The sequence below is a fragment of the Bibersteinia trehalosi genome, from assembly GCF_004346205.1.
In the GTDB taxonomy this organism is placed as follows: Bacteria; Pseudomonadota; Gammaproteobacteria; order Enterobacterales; family Pasteurellaceae; genus Bibersteinia; species Bibersteinia trehalosi.
The window spans coordinates 131629-147972 of the sequence record NZ_SMAM01000005.1; the positions used below are offsets into that span (position 1 = coordinate 131629).

Sequence of the window (16344 nt, forward strand, 5' to 3'; positions counted from 1 at the left end):
ACACTTCATTTGGAGATTATTTTCCATTTATAATTATTTGTCTTTTGTGGGAGCAAACTTATGAAAAAAACTCTGTTAGCATTAAGCGTTGCGGCGTTTGCAGCAAATTCAGCATCTGCTTTAACTATCGTTGATAGCCAAGAAACAGGTACGAAAGTGGACTTTACAGGTTCTCTACGTTTAATGTGGAAAAGCACTTCAGATCGTTCAACTACCGCAAATCACGTAGTAACTCGTAACCACGTTAACCACGCAATTAGTAACAATGGTTCACGTTTTGGTTTCAAAATTACGCAAGATTTAGCAGAAGGGTTCTATGCATTAGGACGTGTTGAATGGCGTGCTCGTGGTATGGATACTGAAGGTGTTTCTTCATCACAACATGATTTCGACCACCTTTATGTGCGTCAGCTTTATGCAGGTATTGGTCATAAGCAATTAGGTGAATTAACTTACGGTAACCAAACCACCATTACCGATGAAGTAAAACAAACCGATTTGCCAAATACCTTAAGCCTAAGTGATGGTTTATTGGATTTTGCAGCACGTCGTTCAGTACAATATGTTTACAACGGCGTAGAAGGCTTACGTATTGGTGGTTACTATGCGGGTAGCAGCAAGCGTAACGATGCAAACCGCGATTTAATACAGAAACTTGATAACGAATATGGTGCTGGTGCAACTTATCGTTGGCAATTAGCTGATAACCAAAGCGTGAAATTCGGCGCAGGTTTTACCCGTGAAAACTATAAAGCAAATGCGGCATTACCAGAATTCAACCGTGTCGCTTACGCATTTGGTACGGCTTATACTTTCGGAGCAACAACGCTTGGTCTTGATTTAGAACGTCGCAATACTGAAGATCAATATGTTATTGGTAACGAGCGTGTTGAAAAAGAAGTGCGTACCGTATTATTCCATCGTTTAACTGATCAATGGAATGCTTATGGGATGTACGCTCACAAACGTAACAAATTAAACGCAGTAAATGGCGTAACATCTGAAAGCCGAAAAAACCAATTTATGATTGGTACTGAACACGCTATTGCAAAAGAAACGCTTGCACAATACAAACTGCGCGCGAAAGCATTCTTAGAATGGCAAACTACCCGTACTAAACACTATACAAACGGCGTTCAAACTGGCAATAAATCACGCAATAATACCACCGTTGCCGGCTTCCGTGTTTACTGGTAAGCATACAAGCGCTCGAGTTCTGGCTTAATTTTGCAAAAAATTATCCAAATTAAACCGCTTGCTTAACTTAAACGAGAAATCCCAAAGACTAACACCTTTGGGATTTTTATTTAGATTACACAATCTCATAACAGGGCTGATAAGGTTCATCACTTGGCAATTTCATACGATCTTGCTCAATAAAATCCCACAATAAGCGATCAATTTTTGCCATTAACGCCGGATCCCCCGAAAGCTTAAATCGGCCTTTTTGTTCAATTTGCTCAACAGTTTCTGATTTTATATTCCCCGCCACAATACCAGAAAATGCTCGGCGCAAATTGGCAACGAGTTCAGATTGTGATTGCTCAAGAGTCAGATTCAGTGCTGCCATATTTTCATGGGTTGGGAAAAATGGCTGCTGTAATTCCTCCGCAATTTTGAGCGTCCAATTAAACGCATAAGAATCACCAATTACACGGCGATATTCTTTAATCTCTTTCATTGAACGACTTACTTTTTGCGCCACTTGCACAGGATCATTAATAATAATTTCATACATGGCTTGCGCCTGCTTACCCAGCGTTTCACCAATAAAACGATCAATCGCATCGAAATAAGCACGGCTTTCTTCTGGTCCAGTTAAAATCAGTGGTAGTTTCTGCTGGCTATTTTCGGGGTTCAGTTTCACCCCTAAAATATAGAGTAGCTCTTCAAATGTCCCTGGGCCACCAGGAAAAATAATAATTGCATGCCCTAATCGTACAAAAGCTTCTAAGCGCTTTTCAATATCTGGCATAATCACCAATTCATTCACAATCGGATTAGGTGGTTCAGAAGCAATAATTGACGGCTCGGTCACCCCAATAAAACGGCTATTGCGATAACGTTGGTTGGCATGCCCTACTGCCGCCCCTTTCATTGGAGCCTCCATCACACCAGTGCCACAGCCGGTCATGATATTCATTTCACGCAAGCCCAGTTCCAAACCAACCGCTCGGCAATATTGGTATTCTATCTCACTAATTGAATGCCCACCCCAACAAACGGCAATATTAGGATCATTATTCAGCGGCAACATTTTTGCATTACGCAAAATCAGAAAAATCTGGTTGGTTTGTGCAGTCGTCAGGTTTCGTTCACCAATTTGTACACAAGGTGTGAGCGCATTCAAAAATAGAATATCGCGCAAAACAGCAAAGAGATGATATTGAATATTCAAAATCATTTTATCATCGACAAATGCAGACTCCGGCGGATTGTGTAATTCCAGCGCCATTCCCCGCTCATGACGAATAAGATTGATTTTAAAATCACGGTAACGACTTAACAAGGCACGACTGTCATCAGTAATCGCCCCCGAATTTAATACCGCTAATGCACAGTTACGAAATAACGTGTAGAGCTCCCCTTCAGCTTGCTCGGTAAGTAGCTCCATTTCCAAATGTGACAGCTGCTCCATACTGCCCTTCGCTTCAATATGATAGATATTCATGTTTTATCCTTTAGTTAAATTAAGTACCTTTCTAAACATTCGCTGTAATAGAATTGGAATTGCATGTTTGCCCTGACGTTCAATCTCGCCGGCAAGGGCTATGGCTAAATCTGGCTTTGAGCTCTTTTTTATCGCCTGCTGAATAATACGGCTTGCAGGACGAGAATTGCTCAAATCTTGCCAGCGAGCAAGCCGCACAAAAACATGCTCAAAACCTGAAAAATAAAGAAAATGCTCAATATCACGTTTTGGTAAAAGTGTTAAACGTGTAAGCAGAGTTTCATTTTTATCTAATAATGATCGAACCGTATCTGCATATTTCTTACCAGCGCTATCGCCATCAGCTAAAACATGCCATTCAATCCCCATTGCTTTAACATATTTAATCAAAGGAGAAAGCCCGCACTGGGCAAACTCAACAATCTTTATGCCCTCTAGCTCCAAATTCAACCCCATCTGTTCTGCTAAGGCAGAAAGAAGCCACACTTCCGTTTCACCTTCAACTAAAATCCAGCTACTGGCAAATAGCGCAAGACTACGATTATAGTGAATATGGAATGTGAGCCGCCGTAATGCTTGCTTCGACAAACTATGCCGGCTTAAACGATAGGTTTTAATTTCGTTAGACGTACGTACTAGGCGGCAAATTTCATGCAATGCCACTTGCGAAAGTAATTCCACGGAATTGGTTGTTGTAATTCGCTGTAAAGGCAAATAGCTGATAAGCTCCCACATAATTGCAACTAAACGCGGATGTAGACGCGCATCGGGATCTTCAAATAATACGATAGGATGTATGCCATCTACTGGCATTAATGCCCCCTCTGCAACAAAAAGCTGAGAAAACAGGCGAAATAACCGCTGACGTAATTCTCGATCCCCCAAACGTAGCAAATAACACAATTCTTTGACCTTCCCCCATAATGCAGAGAGATCTTGCAGCTTCGAACCAACAAACTGCCTTGCTTCATGATTAAAATAATAGTATTGAATTAGTAATGAAAAGGCTTGAATTTTATCGTAATAGGGCTGTTGCCGAATTTGTGGATCAAACTGACTTAAATCGACTAAATGCCGACTATCGTGTAACGCTACATGACGAATGGAGTAAATAGGAAAGCGCGCTATCAATGCTTTCACTAATTCACTCACTTTTGCTGTTTGGATCTCTCGTCCATCTTGGTCAAGAAAAGCATAATCGGTATGAATTTGATTATCTGCAGAAATCGAGCCATTTACCCTCAAATAAATCTGATAATCTTTCGCGCCATTTGCAATAAAAAAACGCTGAAACAGATAATTATGAGCATCATGTCGCTCATTTGGAAAATGCTCGGCAAAGGTGAATAATAAAGTGATTTGTTTGGTGCGCTGTCCATCTTTTTGAGCAATATGAAAGTCAGACTCACAAAAACGATACAGCGTCTGCTGATGGTTAAAAATCAAACTTAGTGCATCAAATAAACTGGTTTTACCCCAAGCGTTTTCCCCAATTAACACCATATTTGGCTGCAAGGTCATAGACAGGCGATTTATGCCCCGAAAACCAATAATTTCCAAACGTCTTAAAAACATGGTTTTTCCTTTTGCAAAAAAGCCCCGCAAAACGAGCGCTTGCAGGGCTATAAGGGTTTTAAACGCCCCTTAAGACAAAGGGGAGCCCAGATTTACTGAGTCAATTGCACCAAAATACGGCGAACAGGCTCTGCGGCACCCCATAATAATTGGTCGCCAACGGTAAAGGCTGCAAGGTATTCACCGCCCATTGCGAGTTTACGTAAACGTCCAACTGGTACGCTTAATGTACCTGTTACTTTCGCAGGGGTTAATTCACGTAAAGTGGTTTCTTTATCATTTGGAATCACTTTCACCCACTCGTTATGCGAGGCGATAATTTGTTCAATTTCTTCAAGTGGTAAATCTTTTTTGAGCTTGATGGTAAACGCTTGGCTATGGCAACGTAATGCACCGATACGCACACATAAGCCATCAACTGGAATTGGATTGTCGCTTAAACCTAGAATTTTGTTAGTTTCTGCATAGCCTTTCCACTCTTCTTTGGTTTGCCCCGTTTCTGGTAAAAGTTTATCAATCCAAGGAATAAGGCTACCGCCTAATGCTGCCCCAAAGTTTGCAGTTGGGAAATCGTCTGCTCGCATTTGTGCAGTCACTTTACGTTCAATCTCTAAAATAGAAGAGGCAGGGTCAGCCAATTCTGCTTTCACTGATTGCTCTAAAATGCCCATCTGTGAAAGCAATTCACGCATATTTTTTGCACCTGCACCACTTGCCGCTTGATAGGTCGCCACGGATACCCATTCAACCAAATCTTTCTCAAACAAGCCACCAATTGCCATTAACATAAGGCTTACGGTGCAGTTACCACCAACAAAGGTTTTAATACCATTTTTTAAGCCTTCATCAATCACATTTTGGTTTACAGGATCTAATACGATGATCGCATCTTTTTCCATACGCAATGCAGACGCTGCATCAATCCAATATCCGTTCCAGCCTATTGCTTTTAATTTTGGATAAACTTCGTTGGTGTAATCGCCGCCTTGACAGGTAACAATGATGTCTAATTTTTGTAGTTCTTCAATGTCAAAAGCATTTTTGAGTGTGCCAGCATCTTTGCCTGCAAAAGTTGGGGCTTTTTGACCCGCTTGTGAAGTGGTGAAAAAGATAGGGTTAATGTTAGCGAAGTTATTCTCTTGTACCATTCTGTCCATTAAAACAGAACCCACCATACCGCGCCAACCGACGAAACCGACATTTTGCATTTTTTGCTCCTAAAAAGTTGTGTTTGTTTAAAGTGAAAATAGGATAAATACAAGATTTTATGCACAATTGCAAATGATTTAATTTATTTGCCAAATTTTGCTCAGCAGCCTAAGAAATTACTAATAATTCAAATTAATTCACTCCTTAAAATTTTAGTCATCGTTTGCCTAGTAACTCCAATAAGGCATTTGATTTTTATCAAAAATCTGGCGAGTTTCGCGACGAATTAAATAAATTTATTAAATTAATTGCGAAATTCAGCCCGTTTGAGCGTGTAATTGGCTCAATTTTGTAGTAAAGTGAGCGCTGTATTTCAGACATTCTTCCATGATGTCTTAACAGATTTTTTTAACTTTATTTGATAAAAGAGGAAGTTCTTTATGTACTCAAAAGAAGTAACGATTACGGCTCCAAATGGATTGCATACCCGCCCTGCGGCTGAGTTTGTGAAAGTAGCAAAAAGTTTCGCTTCAAGCATCACCGTAGTATCTGGCGGTAAAGAAGCGAGCGCAAAAAGTCTGTTCAAATTACAAACTTTAGGCTTAACTCAAGGTACCGTTATCACTATTTCTGCTGAAGGCGAAGACGAGCAAAAAGCGGTCGATACGCTAGTAGATTTAATCCCTACTTTGGAATAATCCGCACTGAATTGACGACTTTATCGTTTTGCCGATAAAGTCGTTTATGCTATTTAGCACCATTGAATCATTCCCTAAAGGACTCATTTATGATTACAGGTATTCCTGCTTCTCCTGGTATCGTCTTTGGTAAAGCACTTGTACTAAAAGAAGAACCAATTATTCTCAACACGCAAAAAATCACACCAAATCAAGTTGATAGTGAAAAAGCCAAATTTTTTGCAGGTCGTGAAAAAGCGGCTGAGCAGCTTATCGCTATCAAAGAAAAGGCTAAACGCACATTAGGCGAAGAAAAAGAGGCTATCTTTGAAGGTCATTTAATGATCTTAGAAGATGAAGAATTAGAAGAAGAAATTCTTGCTTATCTAGAAGAGAATTTAGTCACCGCAGATGTTGCAGCTAGCAAAATCATTGATATGCAGGTAGCAATGTTATCTGAAATTGATGATGAATATCTAAAAGAACGTGCAGGCGATATCCGTGATATTGGTAACCGTCTAATTCGTAACATTCTTGGTATGCATATCATTGATTTAGGTGATATTCAGGAAGAAGTAATCTTAGTTGCTTACGACTTAACACCATCAGAAACTGCACAGCTAAACTTAGATAAAGTGCTGGGATTTGTTACCGATATTGGTGGTCGTACCTCTCACACCTCAATCATGGCACGTTCTTTAGAACTACCAGCAATTGTGGGAACAAATAATGTCACCAGCCTTGTAAATACTGGCGATACATTAATTTTAGATGCAATTAATAATAGCGTAGAAATTAACCCTAGCGCAGAAAAATTAGCCGCAGCCCAAACATTACAAGACAAAATCGCAGCCGAAAAAGCCGAATTAGCTAAATTAAAAGACCTACCAGCTGAAACCTTAGATGGACATCGTGTTGAGGTTGTAGGAAATATTGGTACAATTCGTGATGTGGACGGCGTACTACGTAATGGTGGCGAAGGAGTTGGCTTATATCGTACCGAGTTCCTATTTATGGATAGAAACCAATTACCAGGTGAAGAAGAACAATTCCAAGCTTACAAAGAAATTGTCGAAGCAATGCAAGGTAAATTAGTCGTATTGCGTACGATGGATATTGGTGGTGATAAAGATTTGCCTTATTTAGAATTACCAAAAGAAATGAATCCATTCTTAGGCTGGCGTGCGGTACGGATCGGCTTAGATCGTCGTGAAATCTTGAATACCCAGTTACGTGCAGTATTACGAGCATCTGCATTTGGTAAGCTTGCAGTCATGTTCCCAATGATTATCTCTGTGGAAGAGATCCGCACTCTAAAAGGCATTATTGCTGAGTTAAAAGAGCAATTGCATATTGAAGGGAAAGCCTTTGATAATAATCTACAAGTTGGCGTAATGGTGGAAACTCCGTCTGCTGCGGTCAATGCTCGCCACTTGGCAAAAGAAGTTGATTTCTTCAGCATTGGCACAAATGACTTAACTCAATATACATTAGCGGTAGATCGCGGTAATGAGCTCATTGCGCACTTATACAACCCAATGACGCCGTCAGTGCTAAATCTCATTAAACAGGTGATTGATGCATCGCATGCTGAAGGTAAATGGACAGGAATGTGTGGAGAATTAGCCGGTGATGTTAAAGCAACCGCTTTACTGCTTGGCATGGGCTTAGACGAATTTAGCATGAGCGGTATCTCTGTACCACATGTGAAAAAACTTGTTCGCAGTATCAATTTCGCACAAGCTAAAGCACTCGCTGATGAAGCATTAGCACAACCAACTGCGGCAGATATCGAAAAATTAGTTGACGAATTCTACCAAAAACTCAATTAAACAATACAAATGCAAAATTCTCGTATAAAATATGCGGGAATTTTGTTCATAAATGAATGGAGACTAACTATGGGATTTCTTGATAAAATCTTTGGTAAGAAAGAAGCTGTTGCTAAAGAAGTAAAGATTTACGCGCCTCTTTCTGGTGAGATTGTGAATATTGAAGATGTGCCCGATGTGGTATTTTCTGAGAAAATTGTAGGAGATGGTGTAGCAATCAAACCTGCTGGTGATACTATTGTAGCGCCTGTTAATGGTACGATTGGTAAAATTTTTGAAACCAATCACGCATTTTCTATTGAATCAGAAGAAGGTGTTGAGCTATTTGTTCACTTCGGCATTGATACTGTAGAGCTAAAAGGTGAAGGCTTTACCCGCTTAGCTGAAGAAGGACAGAGCGTAAAAATTGGTGACCCAATTATCAAATTTGATCTCGCGTTTTTAACTGATAAAGCAAAATCAGTATTAACTCCTATCGTGATTTCCAATATGGATGAAATCAGTAACTTACAAAAATTGTCTGGCGAAGTTAAACAAGGCGAAAGTGTCGTATTGACCTTAACCAAATAATTTGCAAAAAATAGTGAAACCACGACCGCTTGTCGTGGTTTTTTTATAGCCAAAATCCAATCAAACGGGTAGAATAGCGCCCAAGTTTTTGCGTAAAGCCTAAGTTAAATTATGCTTTACGCTTTTCTTTTCTAACTATTTGATTCACTTATTATTTTACAATGACACAGAAATTACATATTACCACTTGGGGCTGCCAGATGAATGAGTATGACTCTTCAAAAATGGCTGATTTACTCAATTCTACACACGGTTTTGAACTCACCGAAAATCCTGAAGATGCCGATGTTTTACTGCTAAATACATGTTCTATCCGCGAGAAAGCACAGGAAAAAGTGTTTTCTCAACTAGGACGTTGGAAAAACTGGAAGCAAGACAAACCTGATCTTATCATTGGTGTTGGAGGCTGCGTGGCTTCTCAAGAAGGCGAACACATTCGTGAGCGCGCACCTTATGTGGATATTATTTTTGGGCCACAGACCTTACATCGCTTACCTGAAATGATTAACCAAATTCGTGGCGGTAAAAGTTCAGTGGTGGATATTTCTTTCCCAGAAATAGAGAAATTTGACCGCTTGCCAGAGCCGAAAGCAGAAGGCCCTACCGCATTCGTTTCCATTATGGAAGGTTGTAATAAATACTGCTCATTCTGCGTGGTGCCTTACACTCGTGGGGAAGAAGTGAGCCGTCCGGTGGACGATGTATTATTTGAAATCGCTCAACTTGCCGAACAAGGCGTTCGTGAGGTCAATTTACTTGGACAAAATGTAAATGCCTATCGTGGTGAAACCTTTGACGGCGGCATCTGTACTTTTGCTGAATTACTCCGTTTAGTGGCGAGTATTGACGGTATTGATCGCCTGCGTTTTACCACTAGCCACCCGATTGAATTTAGTGATGATATTATTGAAGTCTATCGCGATACACCAGAATTAGTGAGTTTCTTGCATTTACCAATTCAAAGCGGTTCAGACCGAGTTCTAACCATGATGAAACGTAGCCACACCGCATTAGAATATAAAGCGATTATCCGCAAACTGCGTGAAGCTCGTCCAAATATTCAAATCAGTTCAGATTTCATTGTTGGTTTTCCGGGCGAAACCGCCAAAGATTTTGAAGATACCATGAAAATCATCGAGCAAGTTAATTTTGATATGAGTTTTAGCTTCATTTATTCTGCTCGTCCAGGAACACCTGCGGCGGATTTACCTGATGATGTGAGCGATGAAGAGAAAAAAGAGCGACTCTATCGCCTACAACAACGTATTAACCACCAAGCTCAGCAATTTAGCCGCTTAATGCTCGGTACAGAACAGCGTATTTTGGTCGAAGGCCCAAGCAAAAAAGACATTATGGAACTCACTGGCAGAACGGAAACTAACCGCATTGTGAATTTCCAAGGCACACCAGATATGATTGGTAAATTTGTTGATGTAAAAATTACCGATGTTTACACTAACTCATTGCGTGGCGAAGTCGTTCGCACCGAAGAGCAGATGGGATTGCGTGTGGTGCAATCGCCACAAGCCGTTATCCAACGCACTCGTAAAGAAGATGAGCTAGGCGTGGGAAAATATGTGGTAAATTTGTAAAATTTTGTTGAGAACAGACCGCTTGTAAGCGGTCTGTTTGACTATATTGAGATGAAAAGCCAGCACCAATTCATTTAAATGCCTGACAACCCTAGCATTCTTGCCCCTTTGCCGACATAATTTCAATGATCTGCCTATCCATATAAACCATAGATTTTGATGCGATAGCACAAAGGTTGTTGATCGATTTATCGACACTATGTTCTACAATCCCTTCATCCCCTGTTACACGGCTATTTTCTAACGCCATCAGCACAGCCTTGTAAGCAGACGAAACGCCTGTTGAGACTTTCATTGCACAGCTATTGGCTGCACCATCGCAAAGCACGCCACTAATATCACCAATCATACTGCAAATTGCTTGACTTACCGCTTTGAAATCCCCCCCCAGCAAATATGCCATTCCCGCAGCACTGCCCATTGCCGCGGTTGTTACTGCACAAAGCGCCGAAAGTTTCGGTAGCTTAGAGTGAATATAAATCGCAATGGTATGCGACAAAAATAGCGCTCGAATAAGCTGTTCATCATCGGCATCAACAAAACGTGCAACAACAACTGAGGGCATTGTAGCCGCAATCCCCTGATTACCTGAACCAGAATTACTCATCGCCGGTAACAGCGCTCCGCCCATACGCGCATCGCTCGCGGCAGTCGTTTCAATCACAATTTTGCTCAATAAATCATCTGACATTAACCCACGTGCAATCTGATTTTTTAATGTTCGCCCAATATGCAATCCATATTCTTGTGCCAGCCCTTCTTTAGAAAGCGCCGCATTTAATTGTGCAGATTCAGCAATAAAAGCGAGCTGCTCTAATGGTGCTTGCATAGCAAAGTCATAGATTTGCTGAGCAGAAAGATGCTCAAAAAAAGCATACTCATCTGGAATATCTACTGCTTGTACGGCTTGTTCAAACAATACCTCACCATTTTTCTCAATTCGCACAACATTTGTATGACTATCCTGAATGCATACTTTTACCCAATCGTGTTCTCCGAGTAATAGCGCCTCGGAATAGAGTGGAAAATCCACATTAGCAATATCAACACTCACTTTAGGAAGAAAATCTTTGGCTGCCAGCACATCCGTAGGCTGAATCTTTTTTAACACTTCCAAACCAGCATGCGCATCTCCTGCAATAGCACCAATACTTGCAGCAATAGGTAAACCAACCATTCCCGTACCTGGTACAGTAACCCCCATACCATTTTTCATTAGATTAGGTGATACCTTAGCTTGAATTGCGCTTAATGGCGAAGAGAGATAGGATTTTGCAATTGCCGCAGCAAGCGCAAGAGAAATTGGTTCAGTACAACCTAAAGCCGGTGCGACATCGCGCCTAACAATTGCAAGCAGTTGATCTGAAAAAGGAAATTGAGTATGCATCTTATTAATTCTCTATCGTTTTTGCATAAAATGATGCCATTCTACCCGCTTGTCAGCTAAAAATCATAAATTTTTCCTTGCTTAACAGTGAATAAAAATGCAAAATAAATGCATAATTTTTCAATAAAACACAACATCAACAACTTTTGCGAATTTTCACTTGAACGCAACCGTTTGCTTGATTAAACTTAGCCGCCTTACTTCTAAGGCGAAATCAATTTGATATTAGGAGTAAAAAGAATGTTCAAACCCGCAATTCTCGTTCTCGCCGATGGTTCGGTTTTTCACGGTAAATCCATTGGGGCGGACGGTCATAGTATCGGTGAAGTTGTCTTCAACACGGCAATGACAGGCTATCAAGAAATTCTCACCGATCCTTCCTATACTAAGCAGATGGTAACGCTAACCTATCCCCATATTGGCAATACAGGAACAAATAACGAAGACGAAGAATCCAAAAAAATCTGTGCCAGCGGTTTAATCATTCGTGATCTCCCTTTAATTCATAGCAATTTCCGAGCAAATTCCTCCCTTTCTGATTACCTCATTCAACATAACGTTGTCGCTATTGCCGATATTGATACTCGCCGTTTAACCCGTATTTTGCGTGATAAAGGCGCACAAGCAGGCTGTATTTTAGTGGGCGATGATGAAGCGAAAGCGTTAGCGTTAGCAAAATCTTTCGGCTCAATGGCTGGGCTTGATCTTGCCCAAGTCGTCACCTGTGAGCAGCCTTACGAATGGACAGAATGCGAATGGCATTTACCTGTTACCAATCATGGCAAACCATTCAACACGCAACAACATCCCGAATTTCATATCGTCGCGTACGATTTTGGCGTAAAAACCAATATCTTGCGTATGCTTGCAGAGCGTGGTTGCAAAATTACCGTTGTACCTGCGAAAACCACTGCCGAAGAAGTGCTTGCCTATAATCCTGATGGTGTATTCCTTTCTAATGGGCCAGGCGATCCAGAGCCGTGCGATTATGCAATTTCTGCGATTAAAACCATTCTTGAAACGAAGCTCCCTGTGTTCGGCATCTGTTTGGGGCATCAGCTCTTAGGCTTAGCCGCAGGCGGTAAAACCAAAAAAATGGCGTTCGGACACCACGGTGCGAACCACCCTGTGCAAGATTTAGATAGCCAAAAAGTGCTCATCACCAGCCAAAATCACGGTTTTGAAGTGGACGAAGCGAGTTTACCAGCAAATGTGCGTGTGACTCACCGCTCATTATTTGACGGTACAGTGCAAGGGATTGAACTTACCGACCAACCTGCGTTTTCTTTCCAAGGGCACCCAGAAGCCAGCCCCGGCCCGCACGATGTGGCTTATTTGTTTGATCGCTTTATTCGCGATATGCAAAAAGCGAAGGGGTAACAAGCGGTTTGATTTTGTAAAAAATCGGCAAAAAGAGACCACTTATCGATGAAGACAGAAGAATGAGAAAGTTATAGAGATCGAACACCCCTCTTTAGCAAAGAGGGGCGGGGGGAGATTTGGCAGAAGTGATTAACGAGAGCATAATTTAAGTTGCCTTGGTTGTATAACATCAAAAATCACCTATTCATTCTCTCACTTCGCCAATGAAGTCTGCCAAATCTCCCCTAACCCCTCTTTGCTAAAGAGGGGGATCAGATCGAGCAAAATTATAGAGAAAGGGAATTTAATTATGCCAAAAAGAACAGACATAAAAACTATCTTAATTATCGGTGCAGGCCCAATCGTTATCGGGCAGGCGTGTGAATTTGACTACTCGGGTGCACAGGCGTGTAAGGCGTTGCGGGAAGAAGGCTATAAAGTGGTGTTGGTAAACTCTAACCCAGCGACCATTATGACCGATCCAAATATGGCAGATGTGACCTACATCGAGCCGATTGAGTGGAAAACCGTTGAGAAAATCATTGAAAAAGAACGCCCAGATGCGATTTTGCCGACAATGGGCGGGCAAACCGCATTGAACTGTGCGTTGGATCTTTCTAAAAATGGTGTATTGAAAAAATATGGCGTGGAGTTGATCGGGGCAAGTGAAGATGCGATTGATAAAGCCGAAGATCGTGGTCGTTTCAAAGATGCGATGACCAAAATTGGTTTAAATACGCCAAAATCGTTCGTGTGCCACAGCTTTGAAGAAGCGTTGGCAGCACAAGAGCAAGTGGGTTTCCCAACCTTAATTCGTCCATCGTTTACAATGGGCGGTTCGGGTGGCGGTATCGCTTATAACAAAGATGAATTTATGGCGATTTGCGAACGTGGTTTTGAGGCCTCGCCAACCCACGAATTATTGATTGAGCAGTCAGTGCTTGGTTGGAAAGAGTACGAAATGGAAGTGGTGCGTGATAAAGCGGATAACTGCATTATCGTCTGCTCAATTGAAAACTTTGACCCAATGGGCGTGCATACTGGCGACTCTATCACTGTTGCACCTGCTCAAACCTTAACCGACCGTGAATACCAAATTATGCGTAATGCCTCTTTGGCGGTGTTGCGTGAAATCGGGGTGGATACTGGCGGTTCAAACGTGCAGTTTGCGATCAACCCTGAAAATGGTGAAATGATCGTGATTGAGATGAACCCTCGTGTGAGCCGTTCTTCTGCATTGGCTTCAAAAGCAACAGGTTTCCCAATTGCGAAAGTGGCAGCGAAATTAGCGGTGGGTTACACCTTAAATGAATTGCGTAACGACATCACTGGCGGTTTAATTCCTGCCTCTTTTGAGCCAACGCTGGACTATGTCGTGACCAAAATCCCACGCTTTGCCTTTGAAAAATTTGCCAATGCTGACGACCGCTTGACGACCCAAATGAAATCGGTGGGCGAAGTGATGGCAATGGGCAGAACCTTCCAAGAAAGTTTGCAAAAAGCGTTGCGTGGCTTAGAAACGGGGATTTGCGGCTTCAACTTGCTTTCTGAAGAGCCTGAAAAAATCCGCCGTGAGCTGGCAAATCCAGGCCCGAACCGTATTCTTTATGTGGCAGACGCATTCGGTGCTGGTTTCTCATTAGAAGAAGTTCACCACTACTCCAAAATTGATCCGTGGTTCTTAATTCAGATCCAAGATCTGGTGCAAGAAGAATTAGCATTAGAGAAAAAACAATTCAGCGATTTAGATAAAGCCGAAATTCGCCGTTTAAAACGCAAAGGGTTTTCCGATAAACGTATCGCCCAACTGACCAAAGTCAGCGAAAAAGCCGTGCGTGATTACCGCCACAGCTTGGGCGTTGTGCCGGTGTATAAACGTGTGGATACCTGTGCGGCTGAATTTGCAAGTGATACTGCTTACCTCTATTCAACTTATGAAGAAGAGTGCGAAGCCAACCCATCAGATCGTAAAAAAGTAATGATCTTAGGCGGTGGCCCGAATCGTATCGGACAAGGGATTGAGTTTGACTACTGCTGTGTGCACGCCAGCCTCGCCTTGCGTGAAGCAGGTTTTGAAACCATTATGGTGAACTGCAACCCTGAAACCGTTTCTACCGATTTTGACACCTCCGACCGCTTGTATTTTGAGCCATTAACCCTTGAAGATGTGTTAGAAATCGTGCGTGTAGAACAACCGTGGGGCGTGATTGTGCATTATGGTGGTCAAACCCCACTGAAATTAGCCAATGCATTACACGAAAATGGGGTAAACATTATCGGGACATCAGCAGATAGCATTGATGCTGCCGAAGACCGTGAACGTTTCCAACAAATCCTGCATAAACTCAACTTAAAACAGCCGGCCAATCGCACAGCTCGCAATGCGATTGAAGCGGTAGAACTTGCTAATGAAGTCGGCTATCCGCTGGTGGTACGTCCATCTTATGTACTCGGTGGGCGTGCAATGCAGATCGTCTATAACGATGAAGAGCTAAACAAATATATGCGTGAGGCGGTATCAGTCTCTAACGACAGCCCAATTCTACTCGATCACTTCTTAAATAATGCCATAGAAGTGGACGTGGACTGTATCTGCGATGGCGAAAATGTCGTTATCGGTGGCATTATGCAACATATCGAGCAAGCAGGGATCCACAGTGGCGACTCCGCTTGTTCGTTACCGCCATATTCACTCGGTAAAGAGATTCAAGATGAAATCCGCCGACAAACCAAAGAAATGGCGTTTGCATTGGGCGTGAAAGGCTTGATGAACGTACAATTTGCGGTACAAAATGATGTGGTCTATGTGTTGGAAGTCAATCCTCGTGCTAGCCGTACTGTGCCGTTTGTCAGTAAAGCAACGGGACAACCGCTCGCAAAAATTGCTGCTCGTGTGATGGCGGGGGAAACCCTTGCACAGCTTGGTGCAACCAAAGAAGTGATCCCAAGCAAATACTTCGTCAAAGAAGCCGTCTTCCCATTCATTAAATTCCCGGGTGTAGATACCATTCTTGGGCCAGAAATGCGTTCAACCGGTGAAGTGATGGGCGTAGGTGAAACCTTTGCTGAAGCCTTCTATAAATCACAATTAGGGGCAAACGAGCGTATTCCAAGCGTGGGTAAAGTGTTCTTATCGGTTACTGATCAAGATAAAGCTCGCACTCTTGAAGTGGCAAAACGCCTACAAGAGCAAGGCTATGGCTTGTGTGCGACTTTCGGCACGGCAAAATTCCTGCGTGAAAACGGCATTGTGATCCAAACCATCAATAAAGTGCGTGAAGGCAGACCGCATATTGTTGATGCAATCAAAAACAATGAAATTGCGTTAATTGTCAATACAGTAAACGGCGATCCCGAAGTGATTGCAGATAGCCATTCTATCCGCCGCACCGCATTGCAACAACGCATTCCTGTTTACACCACGGTGGCAGGGGCTGAAGCGGTTTCTTATGCGGTGGCACATATCAACGAATTTGATGTGTATTCGGTGCAAGCGTTACATAACCGTAAATAATCTCACTCATTAAGC

11 protein-coding genes are annotated in these 16344 nt (G+C 42.2%); 7 read left to right on the forward strand and 4 right to left on the reverse strand.

Going from position 1 to position 16344, the window contains the following annotated elements; translation table 11 throughout:
• Window positions 1–60: 60 nt before the first annotated feature.
• Window positions 61–1197, forward strand: a complete 1137-nt coding sequence (locus tag EDC51_RS06565; RefSeq protein ID WP_131928498.1) for a porin — start codon at window positions 61–63, stop codon at window positions 1195–1197.
• Window positions 1198–1312: 115 nt separating this feature from the next.
• Here EDC51_RS06565 and ppnN read toward each other — a convergent pair whose 3' ends face one another.
• From ppnN to asd, 3 genes are all read right to left on the reverse strand, one after another.
• Window positions 1313–2671, reverse strand: a complete 1359-nt coding sequence (gene ppnN, locus EDC51_RS06570) for a nucleotide 5'-monophosphate nucleosidase PpnN (RefSeq protein WP_131928499.1) — start codon at window positions 2669–2671, stop codon at window positions 1313–1315.
• Window positions 2672–2674: 3 nt separating this feature from the next.
• On the reverse strand, window positions 2675–4246 hold the full coding sequence (locus EDC51_RS06575) for an ATP-dependent nuclease (protein WP_131928500.1): 1572 nt from the start codon (window positions 4244–4246) through the stop codon (window positions 2675–2677).
• 92 nt (window positions 4247–4338) lie between these two features.
• Window positions 4339–5454 carry an aspartate-semialdehyde dehydrogenase gene (gene asd, locus EDC51_RS06580; protein ID WP_131928501.1) on the reverse strand — a complete coding sequence of 372 codons (1116 nt, stop codon included), beginning with the start codon at window positions 5452–5454 and terminating at the stop codon, window positions 4339–4341.
• A 381-nt stretch (window positions 5455–5835) separates the two neighbouring features.
• Between asd and ptsH the strand changes: the two genes are divergently transcribed.
• The 4 genes from ptsH (at window position 5836) to miaB (ending at window position 10066) form a co-directional block, all read left to right on the forward strand.
• The gene (gene ptsH, locus EDC51_RS06585) at window positions 5836–6093 is read left to right on the forward strand and encodes a phosphocarrier protein Hpr (RefSeq protein ID WP_015433360.1); all 258 of its coding nucleotides are present in this window, start codon (window positions 5836–5838) and stop codon (window positions 6091–6093) included.
• A gap of 89 nt (window positions 6094–6182) precedes the next feature.
• Window positions 6183–7904, forward strand: a complete 1722-nt coding sequence (ptsI, locus tag EDC51_RS06590) for a phosphoenolpyruvate-protein phosphotransferase PtsI (protein WP_025289837.1) — start codon at window positions 6183–6185, stop codon at window positions 7902–7904.
• A 69-nt stretch (window positions 7905–7973) separates the two neighbouring features.
• Window positions 7974–8474, forward strand: a complete 501-nt coding sequence (gene crr, locus EDC51_RS06595; RefSeq protein ID WP_015433362.1) for a PTS glucose transporter subunit IIA — start codon at window positions 7974–7976, stop codon at window positions 8472–8474.
• 161 nt (window positions 8475–8635) lie between these two features.
• On the forward strand, window positions 8636–10066 hold the full coding sequence (gene miaB / locus EDC51_RS06600; protein ID WP_025289838.1) for a tRNA (N6-isopentenyl adenosine(37)-C2)-methylthiotransferase MiaB: 1431 nt from the start codon (window positions 8636–8638) through the stop codon (window positions 10064–10066).
• Between the two features lie 91 nt (window positions 10067–10157).
• On the opposite strand, the gene EDC51_RS06605 is transcribed toward miaB, so the two are convergent.
• Window positions 10158–11453 carry an L-cysteine desulfidase family protein gene (locus tag EDC51_RS06605; protein ID WP_015433364.1) on the reverse strand — a complete coding sequence of 432 codons (1296 nt, stop codon included), beginning with the start codon at window positions 11451–11453 and terminating at the stop codon, window positions 10158–10160.
• Window positions 11454–11693: 240 nt separating this feature from the next.
• Here EDC51_RS06605 and carA point away from each other — a divergent pair, with 240 nt between their 5' ends.
• Both carA and carB read left to right on the forward strand, forming a co-directional pair.
• Complete coding sequence (carA, locus tag EDC51_RS06610) at window positions 11694–12833, forward strand: glutamine-hydrolyzing carbamoyl-phosphate synthase small subunit (RefSeq protein WP_131928502.1); 1140 nt, start codon at window positions 11694–11696, stop codon at window positions 12831–12833.
• 292 nt (window positions 12834–13125) lie between these two features.
• A complete protein-coding gene (gene carB / locus EDC51_RS06615) occupies window positions 13126–16329 on the forward strand; it encodes a carbamoyl-phosphate synthase large subunit (protein ID WP_131928503.1) in 3204 nt (1067 codons plus the stop codon).
• The last annotated feature ends 15 nt before the right edge of the window (window positions 16330–16344 follow it).